A 26,616-nucleotide genomic window follows, 5' to 3' on the forward strand; every position below is an offset into this window, starting at 1 on the left:
ACTAGCCGGCACGACCCCAACGCTCGAACGCCGACAGCGCGACGATCAACCATCCCGCGATTAGCATAGTACCCCCAATGGGGGCGGCCATAGGAAAAAGAACAATCTCCCAGAGCGCGCGCGAGGCCAGCGCTCCGCCGAACAAACCCGCCCCGAGCGCGATGACGATGCCGCCGATGTCGGCGAAGGACCAGCCCGGCCCGCGCGCGGCGGCCAGCGCCGCGGCACCCAGCGCGCCCCCGGCGCCGAACAGCAGGAAATAGGCCGCCGTCGTCAGGTTCGGGTCCGCGCTGATATGCGCGCCGGCGGCAGCCGCCGCCACCCCGGCCGCCCCCATGAGACCGGCGAGCAGGACAATGAGGCGGCGCAGCATGTTCATGGTTCGCTCCGTTCGGTGGTTGGCGGCGATCGTCGGGCACGTGATGAGATCACCCAGCAGTTATTCGGTGGCGATCACATGGAAGAAGGTCCCCGAGACCCGCCCCCTGCGACTGCCGGCCATCCCCATTTCCTTACCCTGCCCATCGGCCAGCGCGACCAGCGGCGCATCGTCGCCGCTTCGTGTGACGCGCGCATAATGGAATTCGTGGCCACGCAAACGCGCGCCCGCCGGACCGATCGGCGAGGCGGCCAGCGTCTCCACCCGCCGGTAGCCGAGATTGAGCTTGCGCTTGGCAAAGCTGGTGCTGTGGCCCAGCAGGCCGAGCATGGGGTGCACGACGCCTTCCGCATCCTCCATCGTCTCGCCCAGAACCATGAAGCCGCCGCACTCGCCATGGATTGGACGGGTCTCGGCAAAACGGCGCACGCCCTCCAGAAAACACGTCGCGCCCGCCAGTCGGGCGCCATGGAGTTCGGGATAGCCACCGGGAAGCCACAGCGCATCGCAGGCGTCATCGGGCGCCTCGTCGGCAAGCGGCGAGAAGGTGGCGATTTCCGCGCCCGCCCTTCGCCAGCCCTGCACCAGATGCTCATAAGCGAAGGAGAACGCGACGTCGCGCGCCAGGGCGATGCGCTGGCCGGGCGGCGCCAAAGGCACTGGCGCGGCCGTCGCCGGTGGCATCGGCCGCGCCAGTGCCATCAGCGCGTCGAGGTCGATCTGCGCCTGCGCCCGGTCCGCCAGCGCGGCGAAATGCGTCTCCAGCGCCGGATGCTCGCTCGCCTGCACCAGCCCCAGATGGCGCTCGGGAAGGCTCAGCGATACGTCGCGCAGCACCGCGCCAAGCACGGGAATGCCCAAGGCGGCGATGGCCTCGCTGGCCTGCGCGCGGTGGCGCTCGCTTGCCACCTTGTTGAGTACGACACCGGCGATGCGGACCTGGGGATCATGCGTCGCGAAGCCGCGGACCACGGCGGCGGCGGATTGCGATTGCCCGGAGACATCCACCACCAGCACCACCGGCAGGTCGAGCCGGGCGGCGAGGTCGGCCGCGGAGCCGGTGCGGCCCCGCGTGCCCGCCACGCCGTCGAACAGGCCCATCGATGCCTCGATGATGATCAACTCGGCATCGCGCGCCGCCTCTCCCGCCAGCGCGTCGATGAGGTCGGGCGACATGGCGAAACTGTCGAGGTTCAGTCCCGGCGCGCCGGTGGCGGCGGCATGAAAGGCGGGGTCGATGTAGTCCGGCCCGGATTTCACCGCCCGCACCCTCACCCCGCGCCGCGCCAGCGCCGCCACCGTGCCCAGCGTCACCGTGGTCTTGCCGGACCCCGATCGCGGCGCGCCGATGATCAGCCCCCGCGCGCTCACTCGCGCCCCCGGAAGCGGCGCTGATAGGTGGCATCATAAAGCGCGCTTTCGCGAAACCCTTCCGCCGCCAGCGCACGCCCGACCATGATCAACGCCGTGCGCTCCACCGGCTCGGCCGCAACCCTCCCGGCGATGTCGCCCAGCGTGCCCGCGATCACCCGTTCCCCCGGCCGCGTCGCCTCCACCACCACCGCGACCGGGCAGTCGGCGCCGTAAAGCGGCGTCAGCTCGGCCACCACCTTGTCCAGGGCGTGAATGGCGAGGTGGATCGCCAGCGTGGCGCCCGTGGCCCCGAAGGCGGCGAGCGTCTCGCCCTCCGGCATCGCCGAGGCGCGCCCCGACACACGGGTGATGACGAGGCTCTGCGCCAGCCCCGGCACGGTCAGTTCGCGCCCGAGCACCGCGCTCGCCGCCGCGAAAGCGGGCACACCGGGGGTCAGCGTATAGGCAATGCCGTGCCGCTCCAGTCGCCGGACCTGCTCGGCCACCGCCGAATAGATCGACAGATCGCCCGAATGCAGCCGCGCGACGTCGAGCCCGGCCTGCTCCGCCCGAACATATTCGGCCTCGATCTCGTCCAGCGCCAGCGGGGCGGTATCGACGATACGCGCGCCCGAGGGGCACCACTCCAGCACCTCCGGGGGCACGATCGAGCCGGCATAGAGGCACACCGGGCAGCGCGCGATGAGATCGCGCCCGCGCAGCGTCATCAGGTCCGCCGCGCCCGGCCCCGCGCCGATGAAATGCACTGTCACCGCGTCTACGTCCCCTTGTCCGCCTCGCGCGCCAACGCGCATGTCACCGGCCCCAGCACGAAGCGCGGCCCGACCAGCGCGGAACGCCGTCCCGCCACCGCCAATGCCGAGGCTTCCGCCACAGAGGGCACGCCCATCAGCGCCACCACCCGTTCGGAATGGGTGATCGCCCGCTGGCCGGCGGCTTCGAGCTGCGCCTGCGGCACCATCACCAGCAGCAGGCCGAGGTCCAGCGCGGCCTTGATGATGCCCGCCTCACCACCCTTCAGGGCCGGCGTCGCCATCAGTGAAATGTCGCACAGCTTCACGTCGTGCCGCGCCAGCGCACCGCGCACCGCCGCGCAGACCTCTTCCGCGCTCACGCCGCGTCGGCTGCCGACGCCCGCGACGATCACCGCCCGCCCTCCGGCCCGGCGGTCGGCGGCTTGGTCCAGCTCCATTGCGTCACCGGCATCGCCGGGCGCCAGCCCGTGAGCCCGCCGACGGGCACTGCGCGCGCAATGGAAAGGCGCACCAGCTCCCCGCCCCGCGCCGCGTGCAGCGAGATCAGCCGGGCTTCGGTTTCCAGCGTCACCGCATTGACCACCAGCCGTCCACCGGGCCTCAGGGCGGCGAGCGCGGCGTCCACCACGCCGTCGTCCCCCGCGCCCCCGCCGATGAAGATCGCGTCGGGAACGGGAAGACCGCCCAGCACCTGCGGCGCCCGTCCCTCGATCACCTTGAGCCCCGGCGTTCCCAGAGAGGCCGCATTGCGCCGCACCCGCGCCGCCCGCGCCGCGCGTTCCTCGATCGCGATCGCCCTCAGGGAGGGGTCGGCCAGCATCCACTCGATAGCGACCGAACCGGCGCCGGCGCCGATATCCCACAGCATCTCCCCCCGGCGGGGAGCGAGAGCGGACAGCGTCACAGCCCGCACCTCGCGCTTGGTGAGCTGGCCATCATGCTCGAACAAATCATCCGGCAACCCCGGCGCGCGGGCGATAATCCGCGCGCTCTCGCCCGCCACGACCTCGATACCGACAAGGTTGAGCGGATCGATGACCGTGCCGTCGAACGCCTGCGCGAAACGCTCCGCGCGCGCGGTACGCACCCTCTCGCGGGGGCCGCCCAACGCTTCCAGCACATGGAGCGTGGAGCCGGCGAATCCTGCCTGCGTCAACAACGCCGCGATCTCTCCCGGCCCCGCCCCGTCCGAGGTGAGCACCAGCAGGCGTCGTCCGGGATGAAGATGGGCCCTTATGAGATCCAGCGACCGGCCATGCACGGTCAGGCACGCCGTGTCCGCCAGTGCCCAGCCAAGGCGCGACGCCGCGAGGCTGAAGGAAGAGGGCGCGGGAAACGCCCGCATCTCAGGCGCCGTCAGATGGCGTGCCAGCACCGCGCCAACGCCGTAGAGAAATGGGTCGCCCGAGGCGATGACGCAGACCTTTCGCCCGCGCGCCGCCAGCACCGCCTCGATCCCCCGCTCGAACGGGCTCGGCCAGGGCGAGGCCGTTCCCTTTATCGCCGAGCCCGCCAGCGCGAGGTGGCGCGCACCACCGAACACGAGTTCGGCGTCGGAAATCGCCATGCGCGCGGCGTTCAAGAGCCCCTCGATCCCCTCCTCGCCCATGCCGACGATGGACAACCAGCGCCGCTCCTGCGCATCGTCGCGCGGCGCTTCGGGCGTCCTCGGTTCAGCGTCGGTCAAGACATTTACCATGACCTCACCTTCCAGCGGCGGGCAGAGCCGCCGTCCACGCCTGATGATTCTCGGCGGCACCGGGGAAGCCCGCGAACTCGCCGCCCGCCTCACCGCACCGGGCGAGGGCAAGGGGTTCGACGTCAGCCTGTCCCTTGCCGGGCGCACGCGCAACCCGCTCGACCTTGCCGCGCCGGTGCGCACCGGCGGCTTCGGCGGCGCCGAGGGGCTGGCCGCGCACCTTAAGGCCGAGCGCATCGACCTGCTTGTCGATGCCACCCATCCCTTTGCCGCCGTCATGGCGCACAATGCGGCCGAGGCCGCGCGCCGCGCCGGCGTGCCGCTGCTCGCCCTGGTGCGCCCGCCATGGCAGCCCTGCGCGGGGGACCGGTGGACCCATGCCGACACCATTCCCGAAGCCGTCGCGCAGCTTGGAGACCGGCCGCGCCGCGTGCTGGTCGCCCTCGGGCGCAACGAGGTGCGGGCGCTGGAGGCCGCCCCACGGCACCATTATCTCGTGCGCAGCATCGACCCCGTCGACCCGCCGCTCGCCCTTCCTTCCGTCCGCACCATCGAGGCGCGAGGGCCTTTCGAGGAGGCGGAGGAACGCGAATTGCTGAACGGGAACGGCATCGACGCGGTGCTGTCCAAAAACAGCGGCGGAACCGCCACCTACGGCAAGATCGCCGCCGCCCGTGCGCTTGGTATTGAAGTAATCATGGTCGCCCGCCCGGCCCGGCCGGAGGTGGAGACCGTGGGAACCCTTGAAGATGTCGCGGCGTGGCTGGATGCGCGCTGCCCCGGGGTGCTCTAGCGGCCCCCTTGCGAAGGCGCGGAGCGCGCCGTTCCCGATTGCGTCCGCGCCATGGCGGGCGAGCATCAGCGGGGCCCCGCCCGTCGCGGCGTGTAGACGAGCGTCGACAACCCCGGCCGCTCCACGGTCCGGGTCTCGACAGATCCGACGATGATGCAGGTCGCCATGTCCGCCATGTGCCCCCGCGCATTGGCCAGCGGCAGTACCCGCAGCCGTTCGTCGGGCCGCCCGACGGCGCGGCCAAAGATCACCGGCACATCACCGGGCAATTCCTCCCGAAGAACCTCGAAGGCCCGGTCGAGCTGCCACGGCCGCGCCTTCGACACGGGATTGTAGAACGCCATCGCGAAGCCGGCCTGCGCGGCAAGCCGCAGCCGTTTCTCCACCAGTTCGAAGGGCTTGAGATTGTCGGAGAGCGAGATGGCGCAGAAATCGTGTCCGAGCGGGGCACCGGTCTTCGCCGCCACCGCCAGCATGGCGGTGATGCCCGGCACGATGGAAAGGTCCAGGGCGCGCCATTCCGGCGGCCCGGCATCGATCGCCTCGATCACCGCCGCGGCCATGGCGAAGACGCCCGGATCGCCGCCCGAGACCATGGCGACGCGCGCCCCGCTCGCGGCATGGGCCAGCGCCGCGCCCGCGCGGGCCAGCTCCTCGCGATTGTCGGAGGCGAAGCGCTGCTGGCCCTCGCGCACCGGCACGCGGTCGAGATAGGGCATGTAGCCGTAGATCGCTTCGGCCTGCTCCAGCGCCTCCTGCGCCTGAGGGGTGAGGAAGAGCGCTTCTCCCGGCCCGAGGCCAACCACCACGAGATATCCGCCTGACCGTCCGTTCATCCACGTGCACCCCAGCCCGGCACCAGCACGATGGCGAAATAGGGCGCCGGACTTTCATCGCGCGTGGTCAGCTTCACGCAATGGCTCCCGTTCATGGTGCCGCGCTCGATATAGAGCGCGCGGTCCAGCTTGCCGGCGGCGGTCAGCGCGCGGCGGATCTTCGGCAGGTTTCGCCCCACCTTCATGATCACCGCCGCGTCGGTCTCGCCAAGCCGGCGGGCAAGCTCCCCCTCGGCCAGCGTGCCCGGCAGCACGCTGAGCACGTCATCTCCCTGCGCGATCGGCGCCCCCGCCTGCGACCAGCAGCCGGACATCCCGGTCACGCCGGCGATCACCTCGGTCGGGTAGCGCTGCGACAGCCGCACATGCAGGTGCATGTAGGAGCCATAGAACAGCGGGTCGCCCTCGGAGAGCACCGCGACCGTCCGCCCCGCGTCGAGATGGGCCGCCACGTCGTGCGCGGCCTCTTCGTAGAACGCCGCGATGGCGTCCTTGTAGGGCGCCTCGTCCTTGGGCGCCTCCGTGGTCACGGGATAGCCCAGCGCCAGTTCGATCGCTCCCTCGCGAAAATGGTCGCAGGCGATGGCGCGTGCATGGCTCGCATTGCCGCGCTTGGCGAAATAGGCGACGACATCGGCCTCGCGCAGCGCCCGCGCGGCCTTCAGCGTCATCAGTTCCGGATCACCCGGCCCGACACCCACGCCGATGAGGCGTCCTGCTGCTGGTGCGTTCATATGCCGGGCCTCGCCAGAGCGTTCACCGCAGCCGCCGTCATCGCACTGCCTCCGAGCCGCCCGCGCACCACCAGCCAGGGCACGCCATGCTCGCCCGCCGCCAGCGCATCCTTGGATTCGGCCGCTCCCACGAAGCCGACCGGAATGCCGAGGATCGCCGCCGGCTTCGGCGCGCCCGCGTCCAGCATTTCCAGCAGCCGGAACAGCGCGGTCGGCGCGTTGCCGATGGCGATGACCGCGCCTTCCATGCGGTCGCGCCACAGCTCCAGCGCGGCGGCCGAGCGCGTGGTGCCGAGCCGTGCCGCGAGATCGGGCACGGCGGGATCATGCAGCGTACAGATGACCTCATTGCCCGCCGGCAGCCGCGCCCGCGTCACCCCATGCGCCACCATCTCGGCGTCGCACAGGATCGGTGCGCCGTCCATGAGCGCGCGGCGCGCGGCACGGACAAGGCCGGGCGCGAAATCGATGGCGAACGCGGCTTCCACCAGCCCGCAGGCATGGATCATCCGCACCGCCACATCCGCCTCTTCCGGCGCGAACCGGCCGAGATCGGCCTCTTCGCGGATGATGGCGAAGGAGCGCTCATAGATCGCGTTGCCGTCGCGTACATAATCGAACGGGATGGACACTCAGGCCGGGTCCTTCTTCATCGCACTCGTCTTCCGCAACATCTCGCGTACCATTTCCGCCAGCCGCGCCACCGGCACGTCGCGCCCCAGAACGTCCTGCGCCGAAACATCACGCGGCGTGCCTTCGACCACGAGACCCATCCCCTCGTCCAGCCCCACGATGGTGACAAGCGCCCGCGCGGGATGCGCGCAGCCCTTGGCGCAGCCCGACACATGCACATCGCCATGGGCAATGGAGGGCGCGAGCGCGCCTGCCAGCGCGGCCGCGAGCGCATGGGTCTCCATCCGCGCCGAGCCGCAGGCCGGGGCACCGGAACAGGCGATCACCCGGCGGCGCACATCCTGCGGATCGGTAATGAAGCCAAGCCCCTCGGCCGTCGCCCTCAGCTGCCGCGCGGTCTCCGGCGCCAGTCCGATGACCAGCAGCGCCCGCCCGGACGCAGGCTCGACGCACCGCGCGCCCGCGTCCCGCGCCGCTGCCGCCAGTCCCGCCAGCGCGCCGGCCTCCACCTGTCCGAAGCCAAGCCCAAGGCCGAGCGCCAGCGTGCCATCGGTGAGCGAATGAACCCCGACCGGCTCGGCGGGGGGACAGGCGCGATCAGCCGCCGGCGTCAGCCCCGCACTCGCGCGCAGGGCATCGATTCCCTCACGCGCCACCAGTTCCGCCATCCGCGCCGCCGGTCCGCACGCGGCGAGCTGTTCCAGCAGCCCGACCACGCTGGTGACGGCCCACTCGGGCACCACCTCCCCGGCCGCGACGCCGGCCAGACGCACCAGAAGGCGCCCGCCGCCCCCGGCGGTGACGGCTATGTCGGCTTTCAGGGCGCGCAGATGCTGCGAACCGCCGCCATCCACCACCACCGAGACTTTGGGCGCGAGGCCCGGCACCAGCCCGCTCGCGGCGTTCGAGATCGCCTGCGCCAGCGGACGCGGGTCGAAGACCTCGGCCGGATCGAGCCCGGCCAGCGCGCTGGTCTCCACCGGGAATCCCGGCTGCACCTCGATCCCCAGCGCATCGACGCCCGCGGCGAGATGCGGCGCGCTGGCGGGCGTCAGTCCGCGCAGCTGGAGCTTGCCGCGCGCGGTCACTTCCACGATGGCGTTGCCCAGCTCGCTCGCCAGCGCCGCCAGCCCGGCGAGTTGGTCGAGCGTCAACGGCTCCATGGGCTGGAGCCGCGCCAGCAACCCGTCCCCGGTCTGCATCGGCGCGGGCAGGCTCGGGCAGGCGCCCCGGCGCATGGCGCGGACGGACGCGGCGCTCATTCCGCCGCCTCCCCGCGCAGCGAGGCGATGTCGGCGCCAACATCGTTGCGGCGCGGATGCCAGAGCCCCTTGTCGCGCGCACCGGCGAATCGCCCGGCAACGAAGCGCGCCGCCTCGGGAGAGACATCCATCAGGAAGGCGCGCACCCTGTCATCGCCCACATAGGCGGCGTGCAGAAGGTCGATCAGATGGCCGGGCACCGCCGGCGTCGCTTCCGCGAAGCCGATCAGGCGGTCCACCGTCTCGGCGATTTCCGCCGCGCCGCGCGGGCCGTGCCGCATCAGGCCCTCGATGTAGCGCGGGTTCGCCCGCCCGTGCACGATCCGCGCAATGGCCTCGCCCAGAGGGCGCGCCGTCGGGCGGGCCGGGTCGGCGGTGTCCAGCACCACGAGATCGGGCGTGCGCCCCAGCCGCGTCGCGGCGGCCGCGAAACCGCCGATAAAGGCGAGGTCGGCGTCGCCCTCCATCAGGTCACGCCCCGGATCGTCGGCGCCGTGGACAAGCAGGTCCGCCGCCGCCACCCGCGCCTCGAACGCCGCGCCCGCCGCGCGTCCCACACCTTCCGCGCCGCCATAGGCGTGGGAAGCGCTATCGAGATAGGCCGCGCCCAGCGCCTCAGGATCGATGTCCCCGGCCTCGAGCCCGGCGCCATAGGCTCCCGGCGCGGTGCCGAAGATCCGCAGCGGTGCGTCTCCCTCGCCCGCGGCCCGCAGCGGGTTCTCGTCCGGCGGCTCGTCGCGCCGCGCCACCGCCTTCAGCGCGGCATCCAGCAGCGCGATCTGGGCGGGGAACAGGTCGCGGAACAGCCCGGAAATGCGGAAGGTTACATCGATGCGCGGGCGCCCCATCGCGGCGGTGGGCAGCACCTCGATGCCGGTCACGCGCCCGCTGGAGGGATCCCACGTCGGCCGCGCGCCGATCAGCGCCAGCCCCTGCGCGATCTCCTCACCCCCGGTGCGCAGCGTCGCGCTACCCCACAGGTCGAGCACCAGCGCGCGCGGCCAGTCGCCGTGAAGCTGCATATAGGCGCGCACCACCTCCTCGGCGCCCAGCCGGCCGAGGTCCATCGCCGTCGATGTCGGCAGGGCGCGCGGGTCGCTGGCGTAGAGATTTCGCCCGGTCGGCGTCACATCGGTACGCCCGCGCCCCGGTGCGCCCGCTGGCCCTGCCGCCACCCGCCGCCCGTCCAGCGCCGCCATAAGCCCGTCGCGCTCGGCCTCCCCGCAGGCGCCACGCCCATAGACATGGAAACCGTCCTTGAGCCGCATCTCCTTGATATCGCACAGGAACGCGTCGATCCGCCGGAGCGCCTCATCGGGGTCGGCATCGCCACCGAGCCCGGCATCGCGGGCTATCCCGGTGCGGGTTGCCTCCTCGACGATCAGCCGCGCCAGCCGGTCGCGCCGGCGCCGGTCGAGCCCGTCGGCCTGCGCGTATTCGTCCACCAGCCGTTCCAGCTCGCGCGCTTCGCCGGCAAGGCCGGTCTCGATGGTGGGCGGGGGCAGATGGCCGAGCGTCACCGCCGCGATCCGGCGCTTGGCCTGCGCCGCCTCGCCGGGATTGGACACGATGAAGGGGTAGGCCACCGGCAGGCTGCCGAGCACCAGCTCGGGGAAACACCCGGCGGTCAGCGCCACATGCTTGCCCGGCAGCCATTCCAGCGTGCCATGCGCGCCCATGTGCACGACCATGTCGGCCTCGCGCTGAAGCCACAGCCCGAACGCCAGCAGCGCGTGGCGCGGCGCCAGCACCGGGTCGTGATACTGCGCCCGCCGCTCGGCCAGGCTGCCTCGGTCCGGCGCCAACGCGAGCGTCACATTGCCGAACGTGCGGGCGCGAAACCGGAACGCGCCCTCCGCGACATCCGGGTCGTCCTCCGGCGCGCCCCAGGCCGCGTCGATCTGCGCCATGGCCTCGGCCGGCACAGCCGCGGTAAGGCGCCGATAGGCTTCGAGCGAAAGCGAGGCGCCCGGCGAGGCGGCAAGGTCCCGCAGCAGGGCCTGCTCGTCACCGGGAATGTCGCTCACCTGGTAGCCGCCCGCGTGCAGATCCTGCAGCAGCGCCCGCACGCTCGCGGGTACGTCGAGCCCCACCGCCCAGCCGGTACGGCCCGGCACGCCGGCATAGTCGGGCATCAGCACGCTCACCCGGCGCTGGTTCCGCGCCAGCGCCTGCAGCCGCGCCAGCGCCGCCACCCGATCAGCCACCTGCGCGACACGGTCCGGCTCCGGCCGGTTCACCAGCGCGGAGAAACCGGGCACCGAAGGGGCGGGGTCCGGCGCCTTGAAGGACAGCGCGCCCGCCAGCACGCGGCCATCGAGCTCGGGCAGCACCACATGCATGGCGAGGTCCGACGCCGTTAGCCCGCGCGCGCCGTCGAGCCACGCCTCACGCCGCGTGGTCGCGACCACGCCCTGAAGCACCGGCACGCCCGCGCGGTCCAGCACGGTCTGCGTGCCCGGATCAGCGGCGGCGAAGGCGGTGAGCGTCACGATCACGGCGGGGCTCACCTGCGCCAGCATCCCCTCCAGAAAGGCGATGGAGGTCGGCTCCTTCAGGCTGGCGACAAAGACGGGGCGTGGATCGAGCCCGCGCTCGGCCAGCGCGGCGCAGAGCGCGTCCACCGGGGCGGCATCGGCCGCCAGCCACATCGAGCGGTAGAAAATGACCGGCACCACCGGCCCCTCGCCGGCCGGCACACCGCAGGGATAGTGCCCGGCGAGCGGCACCGGCACCGGAGCCGCGAAGGGCAGAGCCCGGCCGGCATGGCCGGCCAGGCGATGCAGCAGCTGGCGCATATTGTCCGGCCCGCCGGCACGGAAATAGCCCAGCAGCGCCTCGAGTTCATCGGCGGCAAGGGTGGAAGCCTCGGCAAGCCTCGGGTCGTCGCGGTCCTCGCCCGGCAGGATGGCCAGCGCGATGCCCCGCGCCCGCGCTTCCGCCCCCAGCCGCTCGGCCCCGTAGCGCCACCAGTCCAACCCACCGAGCAGGCGCACCACGATCACCCGCGCGTGCACCGCGACCTTGTCGATCCACAGATCGACCGACATCGGATGGCGCAGGTCGCGCAGGCTGGCGAGCCTGAGGCTGGGCAGCGCCGCGCCGCCGGGCCCGCCCTGCGCCCGCGCCAGCGCGCCGAGGTCGCTGTCGGTAAAGGACAGCACCACCACATCGCCCGGCGTCTGGCCAAGGTCGACCGGCTCGACGAGATCGTCGAGGCTGGTCGATGTGGTGGTGAGGATGTGCATGGCGCCGGCGCTTCCCGGTCAGGCCGGTACGGGTGCGTCGTGGCCGGCAAGCAGGGCCTCGACCTTCGCCCGGTCGAGCCCGTTCAGCCCGATGGCGACGAGGCGCCCGACACGCGGGCCAGCGCCCCACGGCCGGTCGAACTGGTGGCTCACGCGCGGGCCGACCGCCTGCACCAGCAGCCGCATCGGCTTGCCCGAAACCGGCAGGAACCCCTTCACGCGCAGCACATCCGCCTCTTCCGCCGCCCGCGTCACCCGCGCCGCGAATTCGGCCGGATCGGCGATCTCGGGCACCTCGACGACGAAGCTGTCGAAGTCGTCATGGTCGTGTTCCAGCTCGTCGTCATGATGGGTGCGGCGATTCTCGATGTCGTCCTCGGTCCCGACGCCCAGCCCCATGAGAATGGCCGGATCGATCCGCCCACCGGAGACGCTGACCACGCGCACGCCCTTGGGCAGCTCGGCGTCGAGCGCGGCGCGGGCGCGCGCCATGCCGGCGGCGTCGATCAGGTCGGCCTTGGTCAGGATCACGAGATCGGCGCAGGCGATCTGGTCGTCGAACACTTCCTCGATCGGGTCGTCATGGTCGAGCGAGACGTCGCCGGCGCGCTGTTCGGCCAGTGCGTCATGGTCATGGGCGACGCGGCCGGCGGCCAGCGCATCGCCATCGACCACGGCCACCACGCCATCCACGGTCACCCGGCTGCGGATGGCGGGCCAGTGGAAGGCCTGCACCAGCGGCTTGGGCAGCGCGAGGCCCGAGGTCTCGATCAGAATGTGGTCGACCTTGGGCTCGCGGGCGAGAATGGCGTCGAGCGCGGGCACGAAGTCATCCGCCACCGTGCAGCAGATGCAGCCATTGGCGAGTTCGACGATGTTCTCCTCCGGGCAGGTCTCGATGCCGCAGCCCTTCAGGATCTCGCCGTCGATACCGACATCACCGAACTCGTTGACGATCACCGCGAGCCGCTTGTCGCGCGCCTTCTCAAGGATATGCCGGATCAGCGTGGTCTTCCCCGAGCCGAGGAAGCCGGTGACGATGGTGCACGGCACCCGCGAAAGAGTGGACGTCTGGGCAGTGTTCATGCGGGCTCTCCAGAAACCGGTCGGCACGAAACCAGTCGGGTCACGGGATGCACCGGCCGCGGAGAACTCCGCGCGAAGCCGCCGGACGCAAGGGCCCGGCATGCTCTGCCTGACCACCGGGCACCCCGCCGGGAATCACGACCGAACCTACGGCAGGTCTCCTGGCTCGCGGGTCGCCGCCTCGTAGCCGCCTTCCCGGGTGTCATCCCAGTGGCTTCCGGCACGGGCTCGCCGCTTACAGTTGCGGGGGCAGCCGCGGAATTGGAGCGCGCCCGAGAAGGCCCTGCCCCGCACCGCATTCCCTCTTAGTCCCTCCCGCGAGGCGGGAGAAAACCGTCGGTCGCCGCCACTTAAGGAGCGCGGGCGGGGAATGTCAAACCGTGTCAAACCCCACCGCGCCCGTTGCGGGCTGGCGCGCACGCGCTATAGTCGGCGCGTCGTCGGTTCCCGTGAGTTCCACGGGACGCAAGACGGGAACGCGGTGGGGCGGAGCGCGAAAGCCTTCCGCCGATTCCGCGGCTGCCCCCGCAACTGTAAGCGGCGAGCCCCCTCCACTGGCCACTGGCTTTCGAGCCGGGAAGGCGGAGGAAAGGGCCGAGACCCGCGAGCCAGGAGACCGGCCGTCGACACAACCCGCAAAGGCCCTCGGGTGGAGGGCCAAAGGAGACTGTCATGAACGCTTCCCACAGCCCGCTCGCGTCTGCCTCGCGCGAATCGGCCGCCTCGCGCGCCCTCCAGATCACCTTCGCCGCCCTCATCGGCGTGTTCGTGATCGGCGGCGTGGGCTTTTCCCATATCAGCGCCGTGCACAACGCCACGCACGACGTCCGCCACGCGACCGCCTTCCCCTGCCACTGAGTCCGGGGAGCGCGCACCATGTCACTTTTCAGGACGATTCTGTTTGTCGCCGCCCTCGCGGGCATCGGCACTGGCCTTGTCGGCTCCGCCATCCAGATCTTCGGCACGGTGCCGCTGATCCTCAAGGCAGAGACCTTCGAGAACGGCGCCCCCGAGGAGGCCGCATCCGCGGCGCATGAACACGCGCCCGGCACCGCGGCCCACGAGCACGACGCCGATGAATGGGGCCCCTCGGACGGGTTCGAACGCAACGCGTTCACCGTGCTGGCCATGGTCCTCACCGGCTTCGGCTTTGCGCTGCTGCTGGTGGCCGCCAGCGAGCTTGCCGGCGGGCTTTCGAGCTGGCGTCAGGGCCTTCTCTGGGGCCTTGCCGGCTTTGCCGTCTTCACCGTGGCGCCGGGGCTCGGCCTACCGCCGGAGCTTCCCGCCATGCCGGCGGCGGACCTTCTGGCCCGGCAGATGTGGTGGATCGGCACGGCGGCAGCCACGGCCGGCGGCCTTGCGTTCATCGCCTTTGGCCGCACTCCGCTCCTCGCCGCGCTGGGCGTCGCGCTGATCCTCGCGCCCCATCTCATCGGCGCCCCGCAACCCGACAGCCATGAGAGCCCGATCCCGGAATCGCTGCATCACAGTTTCATCGTGGCGACGGTGGCGGCGAGCTTCGTGTTCTGGGTGCTGCTGGGCGGCCTTGCCGGCTGGCTGCGTCCGCGCCTCGCGGCCGGAACTGCCTGAACGGCATGAGCCTCACCTTCATCCTCGGCGGCGCCCGCTCAGGCAAGAGCCGGCACGCCGAGGAACTGATCGAGCGGCTTTCCCCGCCCTGGACCTACATCGCCACGGCGCAGGCTTATGATGACGAGATGGTGGAGCGCATCGCGCTCCACCGTTCGCGCCGGCCCGCGCCGTGGCAGACCCTCGAAGCGCCGCACGATCTCGCCGCGGCGATCGCGAACCTGCCCTCGAGACAGCCGGTGCTGGTGGATTGCCTTACCCTGTGGCTCACCAACCGCATGCTGGCGGATGCCGACCTCGCAAAGGAAGGGGACGCGCTGCTCGCGGCGCTCAGCGCCCATGACGGCGAGGTCTTCGTTGTCTCCAACGAGGTCGGGCTCGGCATCGTGCCCGACAACGCGCTGGCCCGGCGCTTCCGCGACGCGCAGGGCCGGCTCAACCAGAAGGTCGCCGCCGAGGCGCAGCGGGTGGTCTTCATGGTCGCCGGGCTTACCATGCCGGTGAAGGGATAAGGCTCAGTTCATGAACGACGTCACCTCGACCGAGGCCGAGCGCCACCGCGCCAAGATGGAAAAGCGCAAGACGGTGCAGGACGCCGAGGTCGCTTCCAAGACCGTCGAGAAGGGCCTGCTGATCGTCCACACCGGCGCGGGCAAGGGCAAGTCCACCGCCGCCTTCGGCCTCGCCTTGCGCACGCTCGGCCATGGCGCGCGCGTGGGCGTGGTGCAGTTCATCAAGGGTGCCTGGCATTCGGCCGAGCGCGATGCGCTGGAGACCTTCGGCGACCGGGTGGCGTGGTACACCATGGGCGAGGGTTTCACCTGGGAGACGCAGGACCTCGCGCGCGACATCGCCAGCGCCCGCCGCGCCTGGGAGCAGGCCTGCGCATTGATGGCGGACCCGTCCATCGGCCTCGTCATCCTCGACGAGCTCAACATCGCGCTGCGCTACGACTATCTGCCGCTCGACGAGGTGATCGCGACACTTCAGGCCCGCCGCAAAGGGCTGCACGTCGCCATCACCGGCCGCAACGCCAAGCCGGCGCTGGTCGAGGCCGCCGACCTCGTGACCGAAATGACGCTGGTCAAGCACCACTTCAAGGCCGGGGTGAAGGCGCAGAAGGGCATCGAATTCTGATGCCTCGCGCATTCTTCGCCGTGCGATCTCGAAATTTGGGCCGGATATTCCCATCTGGGAGGAGACGCCGGCTGTCGCGGCGTGGCTTCAGGGAGTTTCCCGTCGATGCGGTCCACCCCCATCGCCTATCTGTTCTGGTTCTTCTGCCTGATCGGCGTGTGCGGCATTCATCGCTTCTATGCCGGCCGCTACTGGACCGGCGCGCTCTGGCTGCTGACCGTCGGCATCTTCGGCATCGGGCAGTTCATCGATCTGTTCCTGATCCCGTCCATGGTGCGCGAATCCAACCTGGAGCGCCGCGTGGACTATCTGGAATCCGGCCGGATCTGAGTTCATACGCGCTTGAGAGGGCGTCATGAGCGCCCTCTCGCTCATGTTCCAGGGCACCGGCTCGGATGTCGGCAAGTCGCTGGTGGTTGCCGGCCTTGCCCGCGCCTTCACCAATCGCGGCCTCAGCGTGCGCCCTTTCAAGCCGCAGAACATGTCGAACAATGCCGCCGTCACCGCTGACGGCGGCGAGATCGGCCGCGCACAGGCGCTTCAGGCCCGCGCCGCCCGCATCGCCCCCTCCGTGCACATGAACCCGGTGCTGCTGAAACCGCAGAGCGAGATCGGCGCGCAGATCGTCGTGCAGGGCCGCGCGCGCGGCAATGCGAAAGCGTCCGACTATCAGGCGCTCAAGCCCCAGCTCATGGGTGCCGTGCTGGAAAGCTACGGCCGGCTGAAGGACGAGGCCGACCTGGTGCTGGTGGAGGGCGCCGGTTCGGCCTCCGAGATCAATCTGCGCGCCGGGGACATCGCCAATATGGGCTTCGCCCGTGCCGCCGGCGTTCCCGTGGTGCTGATCGGCGACATCGATCGCGGCGGCGTCATCGCCAGCCTGGTGGGCACCCGTACCGTGCTGCCCGATGACGACGCGGCGATGATCGCCGGCTTTCTGGTCAATCGCTTTCGCGGCGATCCGGCGCTGTTCGCCTCCGGCATGGAGGAGATCGCCTCCCGCACCGGCTGGGCCGCGCTCGGTCTCATTCCCTTCTTCCCCGGCGCCCGCCGGCTGCCGGCCGAGGACGCGCTGGCGCTGGACGCCGCCCCGCTCGACAAGCCCGGCGCGCGCCTGCGCATCGCGGTGCCGCTCCTGCCGCGCATCGCCAATTTCGACGATCTCGACCCGCTCGACGCCGAACCGCAGGTGCAGGTGATCCGCGTGCGCCCCGGCGAGCCGCTGCCGGGAAACGCCGATCTCGTCATCCTGCCCGGTTCGAAATCCACCATTCCCGACCTCGCCGATCTGCGCGCCAATGGGTGGGACATCGACCTTTTCGCCCATGTGCGGCGCGGGGGCCGGGTTCTCGGCCTGTGCGGCGGCTACCAGATGCTCGGACGCACGCTCAGCGATCCGCTCGGCATCGAAGGTCCGCCCGGCACCGTGCCGGGCCTTGGCCTGCTCGATGTCGACACCGTGCTGGCGGGCGAGAAGCGGCTGGTCGCGATCCGCGGCGAAAGCGAGGGCGTGCGCTTTTCCGGCTACGAGATGCATATGGGCGTGACCGAAGGCCCCGGCCGCGCCCGCCCCTTCGCCACCATCGACGGCAAGGGCCGAGAGGGCGCGGTCTCCCCGGACGGGCGCATCGTCGGTACCTATGCCCACGGCCTGTTCGCCAATGATGCCCAGCGCTCGGCCTGGCTCGCCCGTCTCGGCGCCACCCCGAGCGGGCTGAACTATGAGGACGGCGTCGACGCCACGCTGGACGCGCTCGCCGCCCATCTGGAAAGACACGTCGACCTGGATCGGCTGCTGGCGCTGGCGCGCGGGTAGAGCTTTTTCGAGCGATGCGGGTTCCGGCTGCGTCCGGGGAAACGCGTCGAAACAACCCGCTGGAACGTCACATCGCCAGCAGCGCCATCACCGCCAGCCCGAGCCCCGCGATCATCACCGCATCCGCGGCGCGGTAGAGCTTCAGCGCCCGGCGGATGTCGGCGGCGGTGCAGTCTCGCCGTCCGCCCTCGCCCATGACACCGTCGACGCTCATCACGCCGCCATACTGGCGCGGGCCGGCCAGGGCGAGCCCCAGCGCGCCGGCAAAGGCGGCTTCCGGCCAGCCGGCATTGGGCGAACGGTGGGCATGGGCATCGCGCCACACCGCCCTCCCGGCCGCCACCGGCGAGGCACCGGGCACGAACACCGCCCCCAAAACGATGAGCGCGCCGGAAAGCCGCGAGGCGGGAAGATTGACGAGATCGTCGAAGCGCGCCGAGGCCCAGCCGAAGTCGCCATGGCGCCGCGTGCGATGGCCGATCATGCTGTCGGCGGTATTCACGCCCTTATAGGCCGCCGCGCCGGCCAGCCCGCCCACCGCCATCCACAGCGCTGGCGCCACAATGCCATCGGAAAAATTCTCGGCGAGGCTCTCGATCGCCGCGCGTGCCACGCCGGCCTCGTCCAGCACCTCGGGGTCGCGGCCGACGATCTGCGATACCGCCGCCCGGCCCTCGGCCAGACCGCGCTCCAGCCCGTCCGCCACCCGCGCCACATGCTCGTAGAGGCTGCGCTGGGCCAGCAGCGAGGACCCCGCAAGTGCTGCAACAACAAGGCCCGCGGGCACCATGAGCGCAAGCGACTGTAGGAGCAGCCCGGCGCCTATCGTCACCACCAGCACGGTGGCGAGCGTCGCCATACCGTTCAGCCGCCGCTCGCGGGGCGGGTCGCCGTCGCGGTTGAGCGCGCGATCGAGCCACCCGATCAGCCGGCCGATCCACATCACCGGATGCCCGATCCGCGCCACCAGAATATGAGGGTAGCCGAAGGCGGCCTCGAACAGCAGCGCGAGCAGGGTTAAACCGAGAGTAAGGTCGAGGGCCATCGCAGGTGATTCTGTCGGGAAGCAAACAGGCGGCGGGAAGCAGGCGGGCGGGTGCCGAATCCGCGTCTGCGGAACGGCCCACCCTTTCCTTAACCCGGCCGCGAGAGCAAGACCCGCGACGCGAACCGGCCCGAGACACGAACCAGAGCGTGACGTTCACCTGATGAATATGGTTTCCCTCACTTCCAGCGTGCTGCCCCCCGCGATCGAGGCGGCCAAGCATGCCCGGCTCGCCGAGGTGTTCGGCTTCGACCGGTTCCGGCCGGGCCAGCAGGATGTCGTGGATACCGTGCTCGCCGGGGTTCCCACCCTCGCTGTCATGCCCACGGGCGCGGGCAAGTCGCTGTGCTACCAGCTGCCGGCGCTGGTGCTGGGTGGGCTCTCCATCGTCGTCTCCCCGCTGATCGCGCTGATGGACGACCAGGTGAACGCGCTCAAGCTCCAGGGCGTCGCCGCCGAGGCCATTCATTCGGGCAAGCCGCGCGAGGACAATGTCGAGATCTGGCGGCGCGTGGCGCGCGGCGAGGTAAGCCTGCTCTACCTCGCCCCGGAGCGGCTGATGAGCGAGCGCATGCTCAGCGCCCTCGCCCGCCTGCCGCTGGGCCTCGTCGCGGTGGATGAGGCGCATTGCGTCTCGCAATGGGGCCACTCGTTCCGCGCCGAATATCTCCAGCTCGGCCGGCTCCGCGAGGTGTTCCCCGGCATTCCGCTGGTCGCGCTCACCGCCACCGCCGACCGCGCCACCCGCGACGACATCGTCGAGCGGCTGTTCGGCGGTCAGGCGCGGGTGTTCGTCTCCGGCTTCGACCGGCCCAACATCTTCATCGGCGTCGAGGACAAGAAGGACCCGGCGCGCCAGATCGAGAGTTTCGTCAGGGCGCGGCCGAACGTGTCCGGCATCGTCTACCGCATCTCGCGCAAGAAGGTGGACGAGACCGCCGAACGCCTCCAGGCCGCCGGCGTGCGCGCCCTGCCCTATCACGCCGGCATGAGCCCCGAAGCGCGCGCGGCCAACCAGGAAGTGTTCCTCGCCGAGGACGGCGTGGTCATGGTCGCCACCGTCGCCTTCGGCATGGGCATCGACAAGTCGGATGTGCGCTACGTGCTGCACGCCGACGCGCCGGGCACGCTGGAAGCCTATTATCAGGAAATCGGCCGCGCCGGGCGCGACGGGGCGCCCGCCGAAGCGCTGCTGCTCTATTCGGCCGGCGACATCGCCACCAGGCGGCGTTTTCTCGACGAGGAGGCCTCCTCCCCGGAACGCAAGATGGTGGAGGCCCGGCGGCTCGATGCCATGGTGGGGTTCTGCGAGGCCGTCACCTGCCGGCGCGCGGTGCTGCTCGGCTATTTCGGCGAGCGCGCCAAGGCGTGCGGCGCGTGCGACGTCTGCCGCGATCCGCCCAAGGTGGTCGACGCCAGTCGCTCGGCCCAGCAGGTGCTGCGCCTGGTGCGCGCCAGCGGCGAGCGCTACGGCGCGGCCTATATCGCCAGCCTCGTCACCGGCCAGCGCAGCGATCAGGTCTGCGGCCGCGGGCATGACAAGCTCGCCGAGTTCGGCGCCGGCGCGGACAAGCCGGCGAGCGAGTGGCGCGCGCTGCTGCGCCAGCTCGTCGCCATCAATGCGCTGCATGCCGACCCCCAGCGCTATGGCGCGCTCATGCTCACCGAGGCGGGCAACGCCATTCTCGGCGGCACCCGCACCTTCACCCTGCGCGCGCCGACCCGGCACAAGCGCGACCGGCACGCCCAGCGCGACGGCGCGGCCGAGCTGCCGCCCGCCGAGGCGGCCCTTCTCGGCAAGCTCAAGGCGCTGCGCCGCGAGCTGGCGGCGGAGCGCGGCGTGCCGGCCTATGTGATCTTCGCCGATCGCACGCTGGAGGAGATGGCGGTGGAGCACCCGCGCACCCGCACCGAGCTCTCGGGCGTCAAGGGCGTCGGCGCCGCCAAGCTGGAGGCGTTCGGCAGCGCGTTTCTTAGGATTCTCAAAGAATTCTCTTAATATTCTCTAAGAATACGATGCGACGATTTTCACCTTTAGAAGAGTTCCCGAAAGGCGAATATCTCCCTAGACTGCGTGGCAACGGGTGGAAAACGCCCGGCATACACGAGTTCCGGGATGGAAACGATGAAGCTCAAATTCCTTACCGCCGCGCTCGCGGCGACCGCCCTTGCTTTTGCCGTCGCTCCCCAGAAGGCTGAGGCCCATGGCCCGACCCGTCAGAAGGTCTCGGAGACCATCGAGATCAACGCCCCGCCGGAAAAGGTCTGGGCCGTGGTCTCCAATTTCCAGGATGCCGGCTGGATTCCCGTTGTTGCCAAGACCGAGGGCACGGGCGGCAACGCGCCGGGCGCCAAGCGCACCCTCACGCTGAAGAACGGCGCGACGGTCAAGGAAGAGGTCGCCAAGCTTCAGCCGGAGCGGATGACCCTCATGTACCGGATCGACGAAGTCGACGTGAAGGTGCTGCCGGTCACCAACTATTCGTCCTGGCTGATCGTCAGTCCGGCCGATGACGGCAAGAAGTCCGAGGTCGAATGGAAGGGCGCGTTCTATCGCGGCTATCCCAACAACGATCCGCCGCCGGAGCTGAACGACGAGGCCGCGATCAAGGCCGTGACCGGGCTCTACAAGGCCGGCCTCGATGGCCTGAAGAAGCAGATCGAAGGCACCAACTGAGCGGTGCCGGCGCACGCCACGCAGCACGTGCATGACCGGATCGCATCCGGTCATGACGGCCATCCGGGGCCCGGGCGGACGACCCGGGCGCCATCACACCCAGACCGCGCGCGGATTTCCACGCCGCGGGCGGCAGAGCGGAACCGGGCGTATTCCCCACGCGGAAGAGGACTTCCGGTAGCCCTTGCGATGGCCGCCGCGCTCCTGCTCGCGCCCCATCCCGCCCGTGCCGACGAGGCGTTCGTCACCTCGCAGCCGGCGAACATGCTGTCCATCGTCGACCTGCCGACCCGCGCGGTGGTGGCGCAGATCCCGATCCCCGGCAAGCCGGCCGGCATCGCCGTCTCACCCGATGGCGCCCGCGCCTTCGTCACCTCGCCGGACGGCAAGACCCTCACCATCATAGACGCCGCCACGCGCACGGTGACGCACCGGGTGGATGTCGGCGGCGGGCCGCTCGGCGTCGCGGTCCATCCTTCCGGCAGCCCGGCCTATGTCGCGGACTGGTATCAGCACCGCATCATCGCGGTGGACGCCGCCAGCGGGGCGATCCTCGGCGCGGTGAAGGTCGGCGATTCCCCTTCCGGCCTCGCGGTCACGCCGGACGGGCGGCTTTTGATCTCCGCCGACCGCGATTCCAACCAGGTCAGCCTCGTCGACACCGCCAGCCTCACCCGCGTCGCGACCATCCCCGTCGGCACCCGTCCCTTCGGCGTCACCATCGATGCGCAGGGCACGCGCGCCTACACCGCGAACGTGGTCTCGAACGACGTCACCATCATCGACATCCCGGCCCGAAAGGTGGTCGCCACCGTGAAGGTGGGCGATCACCCCTATGGCGTGGCGCTGGCGCAGGGGCGGGCCTTCAGCACCGACCAGTATGCCTCCACCGTCACCGTCTTCGATCTCGCCAGCCTGAAACAGGTCGCGACCATTGATGTCGGGGACTATCCCGAAGGCATAGAGGCCAGCCGCGACGGCGCCTTCGTCTATGTCGCCAACTGGGAAACCAACACGCTCAGCGTGATCGATGCCAGGACCTTGAAGCTCGTCGCCGATATCGACGTCGCCGATGGGCCCCGGGCCTTCGGGGCGTTCATTCGTGAAACCCCTCCCTAGCTGCCTCCCCCTGCCCATGGCATGACAGGACAAGACAGCCCCGCTGTGGGGCAATGAAAGGCTTCGCAATGGACGAGGAATTCTGGCACGGCAAATGGACCCGCAACGAGATCGCGTTCCATGAGGCCGAGACCAACCCGCTGCTGCTGCGCCATTTTTCCGCGCTCAGCCACGCGCCCGACGCCCGCGTTTTCGTGCCGCTGTGCGGCAAGAGCCGGGATATCCACTGGCTGCTGGCGCAGGGCTTCAGCGTCGTCGGCGCCGAACTGAGCCGCCTCGCCGTCGAGCAGCTCTTCGCCGATCTCGGCCTGACCCCGCAAATATCCGACCATGGCGCACTGGAGCGCTTCGAGGCGGGCCGGCTCACCGTCTTCGTCGGCAATTTCTTCGATCTCGACCACCCGACGCTCGGCAAGGTGGACGTGGTCTATGACCGGGCCGCGCTCGTCGCCCTGCCCGAGCCGCTGCGCGATCGCTACGCCGCCCATCTCGCCGCGCTCACCGCACACGCGCCCCAGCTCCTGATCACGCTGGAATATGATCCCTCGCAGGCCATCGGCCCGCCCTTCTCGGTGTCGGAACACGAGGTTCGCCGCCACTATGGCGCCGCCTACCACGTCGCCTGCGCCGAGACGCATGAGCTGAAGGGCGGCCTCAAGGGCGTCCACCCGGCGCATGAGAGCGCCTGGCTCCTGACGCACCGCTGAGGCGCCGGCGGCCGGCAGCGACGTCAGATCGCGTAGTCGCCCGGCTGCTGGGGCGGCGGCGGGCGGCAGTCGACGCCCGGCCCGCCGGAGGCGAACAGGCGGGCGCGGTCGAGCCGCACCGCCACCTTCTCGCCGATCGGCACCCGCACCGTCGGCGCGATATCGGCCTCGAACAGCGCATTGCCGACCTCGACCTCAACCCTGCGGATCGCGCCATGGCGGCGGAAGGCGCGCACCTCGCCCTTCAGCCCCGGCGTGCCCGGCAGGCCGAGCGAGATGTCGTGCGGGCGCACATAGAGCAGGCCCGGTCCGTCAGGCACCTCTGCGGTCGCGGCGGCGATCGCGGTGGAGCCGGCAACGACGACCCCGCCCTTCACATCCACCTCGATGCGGCTGGACTCGCCCATGAAGCCGAACACCGCCGCCGTTGCGGGGCGGTCGTAGACATCATCGGGCGTGCCCACCTGTTCGATCCGGCCCTTGCCCATCACCACGACCCGATCAGCCAGCTCCAGCGCCTCCTCCTGGTCGTGGGTCACGAACAGCGTGGTGTGGCCAGTGCGGTCGTGCAGCTCGCGCAACCATTTGCGCAGTTCCTTGCGCACCAGCGCGTCGAGCGCGCCGAACGGCTCGTCGAGCAGCAGCACGCGGGGTTCGATGGCGAGCGCCCGGGCCAGCGCGACGCGCTGGCGCTGCCCGCCGGAAAGCTGGGCCGGAAAACGGCCGCCAAAGGCTTCAAGCTGCACCAGCGCCAGCAGGTCCGCGACACGTGTGCGGATCTCCGCCTCGGAGGGGCGCTGCGCGCGGGGGCGGGAGCGCAGCCCGAAAGCCACATTCTCAGCCACGGTCATGTGGCGGAAAAGCGCATAGTTCTGGAACACGAAGCCGATGCCGCGCTGACGCACCGGCACGGACAGCGCGTCTTCGCCGTCGAACAGCACGCGCCCGGCACTCGGCTGCTCCAGCCCGGCCACGATGCGCAGTAAGGTCGTCTTACCCGAACCCGAGGGGCCGAGCAGGGCCACAAGCTCGCTCGGCGCCACATCGAGCGAGATGTCCGCAAGCGCCGGCGTGCCGTTGCCGAACGACTTGCCGACCTCTTGGATGGTGACGGCCACGGTCATGAAACCACTCTCATTTGATGTAATAAATGATATTATCCGTAGAATATCTGAAAATAGCCGTCTGTGAACCCTCTCCCGCGCACCGACGGCAGGCACGGGGGCCCTGTGGGCCCCATCCGCTGGCGTGATATAGGCCATCATGCCCACCACTGGCCAGCACACCTCAGGCATTGCGATGACCGCTTCAAACCTCCCGGCCGATGCGTCGCCCACGCTCAATCTCAACGGCTACACCGCCCTGCCGCCGGGCAAGATCGCGGCGATCGTCACCATGCTGGAGATGACGGCCCGGCCGCCCGCCCTGCCGGAGAAGGCGGATCATGGACTGTCGCTGACGCGCGTCGAAGCGCCCGCTCCGGCGTGGTACCGCGCGCTTTTCCGTCGTATTGGCGAGCCGTGGCTGTGGTTTTCAAGGCTCAGGCAGAGTGACGCCGAGCTTGGCGCCCTGCTGGCGGATCCGGGCACCCACGTTTACGTGCTCACGCGCGGGGGCGACGAGATCGGCCTGGTGGAACTCGATTTCCGTCAGCCGGGCGAGGTGGAACTGGCCTTCTTCGGCGTGGTGCCCGAACGGGTCGGCAGCGGCGCCGGCAGCTTCATGATGAACCGCGCCCTTGCGCTGGCCTGGGCCAGCGCGCCGCGCCGGGTGCACGTGCACACCTGCACCCTCGATTCACAGGGGGCGGTCGCCTTCTATATGCGCGCTGGGTTCCGCCCCTATGAGCGTCTCATCGAGGTGGCGGACGACCCGCGCCTGTCGGGCCTGCTGGCGGCCGACGCCGCCCCGCACGCGCCACTGCTCGACTGAGGACGTCGCCGCGCGGGCCGCGAACGCCGCCTGCGGGGGCTGCGGACCGTCTCAGGCCCCAAGGACCGCGCGGGCACGGCCAGCGGCCTGGCGCGGGGGAATGTTGTCCACAGGGCTCTCGGCGCGCTCGCGCTCGCTCAGCGCCTCGACCTTCTTCAGTTCATCGAGGGCAAGATCCAGCACCGCCTGCGCGTCGTCGAGCTGGCCTTTCAGCTCGTCGGCCGAACGGCGCAGGTTGTCCCGCCGGGTGGCCGCGGCGCGGGCATAGGTGGAATAGGCAAAGTGCTGGGTGTCCACGATACCGGAGCGCTGCTCCTCGGACTCGATTTCACGGTCGAGATCGCGCGCCATCCGGTCGAAATCCGCAATCATGGTCTGGATCTGGACGAGGTGACGGCGCTTCTCTTCCGCCTGGAACCGCTTGAGGCGGACGATGGTATCAAGCGACTTCATGACCGGCGTTACTCCTGCTCGGGCCGTAGGCGCTCCTGCCGACAGGGCAAGTGACACGCACGGCTTCGGGCCGCCCTTACGCGGCGGCATCCGCATGATCGCGGACAGATGTTGCCGCTTCCTTACCCTTTGCCACCGAAAGGTACCGCAAGAGGGAGAATCCGCGACTCTTCAAGGCGATGGAAACGATTTGTTTACCGGCCTCGTTAATGATCACCACATCGTCCGGTGTGGACAGTCGGCTGACGCCAAAAGCGGAGTCGACTGACTCACTTATAGGTACATCTTAACGTTCGATCTTAGCAGTTCGGTTCGGCATTTCTGTTTCTCTACCAGTCCCTTGTGGGAAGACTCGAATAAAATTCGTGTCCACCGCTTGTGCACGGGAATCAGATTTTGTTACCCCTAATGCACGGAAGAACGAATCGGTGTGCCGGGCCGGGCGCGGGGTGGGGTCACGCTCGGTACGGGAGTTGTCCGATTGAGCGCTGAAACCCCCGGGGCCATGGCGAGGGAAGGGGATTGGCATGCGCGTCTTGCTCATCGAGGACGACCGCGCGACCGCGCAGAGCATCGAGTTGATGCTCAAGTCCGAGAGCTTTAACGTCTACACGACGGATCTCGGGGAAGAGGGCGTCGATCTCGGCAAGCTCTATGACTACGACATTATTCTGCTGGATCTGAACCTTCCCGACATGTCGGGATATGACGTGCTGAAAGGCCTGCGCGTCGCCAAGGTGAAGACGCCCATCCTCATCCTCTCCGGCCTCGCCGGCATCGAGGACAAGGTGAAGGGCCTCGGGTTCGGCGCCGACGACTATCTCACCAAGCCGTTCCACAAGGACGAGCTGGTGGCGCGCATCCACGCCATCGTGCGGCGCTCCAAGGGGCATGCGCAATCGGTCATCATCACCGGCGAGCTGGTGGTCAATCTCGACACCAAGACCGTCGAGGTGGCAAGCAACCGGGTGCATCTGACCGGCAAGGAGTACCAGATGCTGGAGCTCCTTTCCCTGCGCAAGGGCACCACGCTGACCAAGGAGATGTTCCTGAACCATCTCTATGGCGGCATGGACGAGCCGGAGCTGAAGATCATCGACGTCTTCATCTGCAAGCTGCGCAAGAAGCTCGCCAATGCCTCGCAGGGCCACAATTTCATCGAAACCGTGTGGGGCCGCGGCTATGTGCTGCGCGACGCGGTCGAGGAACCCCAGCGCATTCCGGCCTGATCCATCCCTGCCCGACACCCTCGCGCAGCCATCGCAAAAAACCCCGCCGTGAGGCGGGGTTTTTCGTGTTGTGCCCGGTGGCGACCGCCCGGGGAAAGAACGGGCCGGGCCC

At 70.0% G+C, this 26,616-nt stretch carries 27 protein-coding genes and 2 riboswitches; of the genes, 13 read left to right on the plus strand and 14 right to left on the minus strand.

Features of this window, described 5'->3' with window-relative positions:
- Position 1: 1 nt before the first annotated feature.
- From G3A50_RS04295 to cbiE, 5 genes are read right to left on the minus strand one after another with little or no spacing between them, the layout of a single operon-like run.
- On the minus strand, positions 2–379 hold the full coding sequence (locus G3A50_RS04295; RefSeq protein ID WP_163074106.1) for a DUF423 domain-containing protein: 378 nt from the start codon (positions 377–379) through the stop codon (positions 2–4).
- Positions 380–439: 60 nt separating this feature from the next.
- Positions 440–1,750 (minus strand): cobyrinic acid a,c-diamide synthase CobB, encoded by a 1,311-nt coding sequence (locus G3A50_RS04300; protein WP_163074107.1) that lies wholly within the window; start codon positions 1,748–1,750, stop codon positions 440–442.
- On the minus strand, positions 1,747–2,505 hold the full coding sequence (gene cobM / locus G3A50_RS04305) for a precorrin-4 C(11)-methyltransferase (RefSeq protein WP_163074108.1): 759 nt from the start codon (positions 2,503–2,505) through the stop codon (positions 1,747–1,749). Before cobM ends, G3A50_RS04300 begins: the two co-directional genes overlap by 4 nt.
- A 5-nt stretch (positions 2,506–2,510) precedes the next feature.
- Positions 2,511–2,900, minus strand: a complete 390-nt coding sequence (locus G3A50_RS04310; RefSeq protein WP_163077281.1) for a cobalamin biosynthesis protein — start codon at positions 2,898–2,900, stop codon at positions 2,511–2,513.
- Positions 2,897–4,207, minus strand: a complete 1,311-nt coding sequence (cbiE, locus tag G3A50_RS04315) for a precorrin-6y C5,15-methyltransferase (decarboxylating) subunit CbiE (protein ID WP_163074109.1) — start codon at positions 4,205–4,207, stop codon at positions 2,897–2,899. Before cbiE ends, G3A50_RS04310 begins: the two co-directional genes overlap by 4 nt.
- Here cbiE and G3A50_RS04320 point away from each other — a divergent pair.
- Positions 4,206–5,000 (plus strand): cobalt-precorrin-6A reductase, encoded by a 795-nt coding sequence (locus G3A50_RS04320; RefSeq protein WP_163074110.1) that lies wholly within the window; start codon positions 4,206–4,208, stop codon positions 4,998–5,000. The genes cbiE and G3A50_RS04320 overlap by 2 nt on opposite strands.
- A 65-nt stretch (positions 5,001–5,065) precedes the next feature.
- On the opposite strand, the gene G3A50_RS04325 is transcribed toward G3A50_RS04320, so the two are convergent.
- From G3A50_RS04325 to cobW, 6 genes are read right to left on the minus strand one after another with little or no spacing between them, the layout of a single operon-like run.
- A complete protein-coding gene (locus G3A50_RS04325) occupies positions 5,066–5,836 on the minus strand; it encodes a precorrin-3B C(17)-methyltransferase (protein WP_163074111.1) in 771 nt (256 codons plus the stop codon).
- A complete protein-coding gene (locus tag G3A50_RS04330; protein WP_163074112.1) occupies positions 5,833–6,570 on the minus strand; it encodes a precorrin-2 C(20)-methyltransferase in 738 nt (245 codons plus the stop codon). Before G3A50_RS04330 ends, G3A50_RS04325 begins: the two co-directional genes overlap by 4 nt.
- Positions 6,567–7,202, minus strand: coding sequence for a precorrin-8X methylmutase (locus tag G3A50_RS04335; RefSeq protein ID WP_425483441.1), 636 nt, complete (start codon positions 7,200–7,202; stop codon positions 6,567–6,569). Before G3A50_RS04335 ends, G3A50_RS04330 begins: the two co-directional genes overlap by 4 nt.
- Entirely contained in the window at positions 7,203–8,465 is a 1,263-nt protein-coding gene (gene cobG, locus G3A50_RS04340; protein WP_163074113.1) for a precorrin-3B synthase, read from the minus strand.
- A complete protein-coding gene (gene cobN, locus G3A50_RS04345; RefSeq protein ID WP_163074114.1) occupies positions 8,462–11,713 on the minus strand; it encodes a cobaltochelatase subunit CobN in 3,252 nt (1,083 codons plus the stop codon). The genes cobG and cobN overlap by 4 nt, the downstream gene beginning before the upstream one ends.
- Positions 11,714–11,731: 18 nt before the next feature.
- On the minus strand, positions 11,732–12,799 hold the full coding sequence (cobW, locus tag G3A50_RS04350) for a cobalamin biosynthesis protein CobW (protein ID WP_163074115.1): 1,068 nt from the start codon (positions 12,797–12,799) through the stop codon (positions 11,732–11,734).
- Positions 12,800–12,933: 134 nt separating this feature from the next.
- Positions 12,934–13,152: riboswitch (cobalamin riboswitch) on the minus strand.
- A 71-nt stretch (positions 13,153–13,223) separates the two neighbouring features.
- A riboswitch (cobalamin riboswitch) is annotated at positions 13,224–13,438 on the plus strand.
- 33 nt (positions 13,439–13,471) lie between these two features.
- On the opposite strand from cobW, the gene G3A50_RS04355 reads away from it, so the two are divergent.
- The 6 genes from G3A50_RS04355 (at position 13,472) to G3A50_RS04380 (ending at position 17,342) form a co-directional block, all read left to right on the plus strand.
- Positions 13,472–13,657 carry a CbtB domain-containing protein gene (locus G3A50_RS04355; RefSeq protein ID WP_163074116.1) on the plus strand — a complete coding sequence of 62 codons (186 nt, stop codon included), beginning with the start codon at positions 13,472–13,474 and terminating at the stop codon, positions 13,655–13,657.
- An 18-nt stretch (positions 13,658–13,675) separates the two neighbouring features.
- Positions 13,676–14,389, plus strand: coding sequence for a CbtA family protein (locus G3A50_RS04360; protein ID WP_163074117.1), 714 nt, complete (start codon positions 13,676–13,678; stop codon positions 14,387–14,389).
- Positions 14,390–14,394: 5 nt separating this feature from the next.
- Positions 14,395–14,901 (plus strand): bifunctional adenosylcobinamide kinase/adenosylcobinamide-phosphate guanylyltransferase, encoded by a 507-nt coding sequence (gene cobU / locus G3A50_RS04365; protein ID WP_163074118.1) that lies wholly within the window; start codon positions 14,395–14,397, stop codon positions 14,899–14,901.
- Positions 14,902–14,911: 10 nt separating this feature from the next.
- Positions 14,912–15,526 (plus strand): cob(I)yrinic acid a,c-diamide adenosyltransferase, encoded by a 615-nt coding sequence (gene cobO, locus G3A50_RS04370; protein WP_163074119.1) that lies wholly within the window; start codon positions 14,912–14,914, stop codon positions 15,524–15,526.
- A gap of 105 nt (positions 15,527–15,631) precedes the next feature.
- Positions 15,632–15,856, plus strand: a complete 225-nt coding sequence (locus G3A50_RS04375) for an NINE protein (RefSeq protein ID WP_163074120.1) — start codon at positions 15,632–15,634, stop codon at positions 15,854–15,856.
- A 25-nt stretch (positions 15,857–15,881) separates the two neighbouring features.
- Positions 15,882–17,342, plus strand: a complete 1,461-nt coding sequence (locus G3A50_RS04380) for a cobyric acid synthase (RefSeq protein WP_163074121.1) — start codon at positions 15,882–15,884, stop codon at positions 17,340–17,342.
- A gap of 67 nt (positions 17,343–17,409) precedes the next feature.
- Here the strand turns inward: G3A50_RS04380 and cbiB are convergent, their stop codons facing one another.
- On the minus strand, positions 17,410–18,387 hold the full coding sequence (gene cbiB / locus G3A50_RS04385; protein ID WP_163074122.1) for an adenosylcobinamide-phosphate synthase CbiB: 978 nt from the start codon (positions 18,385–18,387) through the stop codon (positions 17,410–17,412).
- Between the two features lie 163 nt (positions 18,388–18,550).
- Here cbiB and recQ point away from each other — a divergent pair, with 163 nt between their 5' ends.
- The 4 genes from recQ to tmpT all read left to right on the plus strand — a co-directional run bounded on the left by recQ (position 18,551) and on the right by tmpT (position 22,890).
- The gene (gene recQ, locus G3A50_RS04390; RefSeq protein WP_163074123.1) at positions 18,551–20,386 is read left to right on the plus strand and encodes a DNA helicase RecQ; all 1,836 of its coding nucleotides are present in this window, start codon (positions 18,551–18,553) and stop codon (positions 20,384–20,386) included.
- A 126-nt stretch (positions 20,387–20,512) separates the two neighbouring features.
- Complete coding sequence (locus tag G3A50_RS04395) at positions 20,513–21,064, plus strand: SRPBCC family protein (protein ID WP_163074124.1); 552 nt, start codon at positions 20,513–20,515, stop codon at positions 21,062–21,064.
- A 189-nt stretch (positions 21,065–21,253) separates the two neighbouring features.
- Entirely contained in the window at positions 21,254–22,183 is a 930-nt protein-coding gene (locus G3A50_RS04400; protein ID WP_163074125.1) for a YVTN family beta-propeller repeat protein, read from the plus strand.
- 68 nt (positions 22,184–22,251) lie between these two features.
- Entirely contained in the window at positions 22,252–22,890 is a 639-nt protein-coding gene (gene tmpT / locus G3A50_RS04405) for a thiopurine S-methyltransferase (RefSeq protein ID WP_163074126.1), read from the plus strand.
- 23 nt (positions 22,891–22,913) lie between these two features.
- Here the strand turns inward: tmpT and G3A50_RS04410 are convergent, their stop codons facing one another.
- Positions 22,914–24,014 carry a sulfate/molybdate ABC transporter ATP-binding protein gene (locus G3A50_RS04410; protein WP_163074127.1) on the minus strand — a complete coding sequence of 367 codons (1,101 nt, stop codon included), beginning with the start codon at positions 24,012–24,014 and terminating at the stop codon, positions 22,914–22,916.
- Positions 24,015–24,189: 175 nt separating this feature from the next.
- Between G3A50_RS04410 and G3A50_RS04415 the strand changes: the two genes are divergently transcribed.
- Positions 24,190–24,822, plus strand: a complete 633-nt coding sequence (locus G3A50_RS04415) for a GNAT family N-acetyltransferase (protein WP_163077285.1) — start codon at positions 24,190–24,192, stop codon at positions 24,820–24,822.
- Between the two features lie 51 nt (positions 24,823–24,873).
- On the opposite strand, the gene G3A50_RS04420 is transcribed toward G3A50_RS04415, so the two are convergent.
- On the minus strand, positions 24,874–25,275 hold the full coding sequence (locus G3A50_RS04420) for a flagellar export protein FliJ (protein ID WP_163074129.1): 402 nt from the start codon (positions 25,273–25,275) through the stop codon (positions 24,874–24,876).
- 527 nt (positions 25,276–25,802) lie between these two features.
- Between G3A50_RS04420 and ctrA the strand changes: the two genes are divergently transcribed.
- Positions 25,803–26,504, plus strand: a complete 702-nt coding sequence (ctrA, locus tag G3A50_RS04425) for a response regulator transcription factor CtrA (RefSeq protein WP_163074130.1) — start codon at positions 25,803–25,805, stop codon at positions 26,502–26,504.
- The last annotated feature ends 112 nt before the right edge of the window (positions 26,505–26,616 follow it).

It is taken from the genome of Ancylobacter pratisalsi (assembly GCF_010669125.1).
GTDB lineage: Bacteria > Pseudomonadota > Alphaproteobacteria > Rhizobiales > Xanthobacteraceae > Ancylobacter > Ancylobacter pratisalsi.

Coding starts and splice junctions, on each gene's coding strand:
- recQ (WP_163074123.1), top strand. CDS start 18,551: ATGAATATGGTTTCCCTCACTTCCAGCGTGCTGCCCCCCGCGATCGAG.
- cobG (WP_163074113.1), bottom strand. CDS start 8,465: ATGAGCGCCGCGTCCGTCCGCGCCATGCGCCGGGGCGCCTGCCCGAGC.
- G3A50_RS04295 (WP_163074106.1), bottom strand. CDS start 379: ATGAACATGCTGCGCCGCCTCATTGTCCTGCTCGCCGGTCTCATGGGG.
- G3A50_RS04420 (WP_163074129.1), bottom strand. CDS start 25,275: ATGAAGTCGCTTGATACCATCGTCCGCCTCAAGCGGTTCCAGGCGGAA.
- G3A50_RS04400 (WP_163074125.1), top strand. CDS start 21,254: ATGGCCGCCGCGCTCCTGCTCGCGCCCCATCCCGCCCGTGCCGACGAG.
- G3A50_RS04415 (WP_163077285.1), top strand. CDS start 24,190: ATGACCGCTTCAAACCTCCCGGCCGATGCGTCGCCCACGCTCAATCTC.
- cbiE (WP_163074109.1), bottom strand. CDS start 4,207: ATGGTAAATGTCTTGACCGACGCTGAACCGAGGACGCCCGAAGCGCCG.
- ctrA (WP_163074130.1), top strand. CDS start 25,803: ATGCGCGTCTTGCTCATCGAGGACGACCGCGCGACCGCGCAGAGCATC.
- G3A50_RS04380 (WP_163074121.1), top strand. CDS start 15,882: ATGAGCGCCCTCTCGCTCATGTTCCAGGGCACCGGCTCGGATGTCGGC.
- cobO (WP_163074119.1), top strand. CDS start 14,912: ATGAACGACGTCACCTCGACCGAGGCCGAGCGCCACCGCGCCAAGATG.
- cbiB (WP_163074122.1), bottom strand. CDS start 18,387: ATGGCCCTCGACCTTACTCTCGGTTTAACCCTGCTCGCGCTGCTGTTC.
- G3A50_RS04375 (WP_163074120.1), top strand. CDS start 15,632: ATGCGGTCCACCCCCATCGCCTATCTGTTCTGGTTCTTCTGCCTGATC.
- G3A50_RS04330 (WP_163074112.1), bottom strand. CDS start 6,570: ATGAACGCACCAGCAGCAGGACGCCTCATCGGCGTGGGTGTCGGGCCG.
- G3A50_RS04360 (WP_163074117.1), top strand. CDS start 13,676: ATGTCACTTTTCAGGACGATTCTGTTTGTCGCCGCCCTCGCGGGCATC.
- G3A50_RS04320 (WP_163074110.1), top strand. CDS start 4,206: ATGACCTCACCTTCCAGCGGCGGGCAGAGCCGCCGTCCACGCCTGATG.
- cobN (WP_163074114.1), bottom strand. CDS start 11,713: ATGCACATCCTCACCACCACATCGACCAGCCTCGACGATCTCGTCGAG.
- G3A50_RS04410 (WP_163074127.1), bottom strand. CDS start 24,014: ATGACCGTGGCCGTCACCATCCAAGAGGTCGGCAAGTCGTTCGGCAAC.
- tmpT (WP_163074126.1), top strand. CDS start 22,252: ATGGACGAGGAATTCTGGCACGGCAAATGGACCCGCAACGAGATCGCG.
- G3A50_RS04355 (WP_163074116.1), top strand. CDS start 13,472: ATGAACGCTTCCCACAGCCCGCTCGCGTCTGCCTCGCGCGAATCGGCC.
- cobW (WP_163074115.1), bottom strand. CDS start 12,799: ATGAACACTGCCCAGACGTCCACTCTTTCGCGGGTGCCGTGCACCATC.
- G3A50_RS04325 (WP_163074111.1), bottom strand. CDS start 5,836: ATGAACGGACGGTCAGGCGGATATCTCGTGGTGGTTGGCCTCGGGCCG.
- G3A50_RS04395 (WP_163074124.1), top strand. CDS start 20,513: ATGAAGCTCAAATTCCTTACCGCCGCGCTCGCGGCGACCGCCCTTGCT.
- cobU (WP_163074118.1), top strand. CDS start 14,395: ATGAGCCTCACCTTCATCCTCGGCGGCGCCCGCTCAGGCAAGAGCCGG.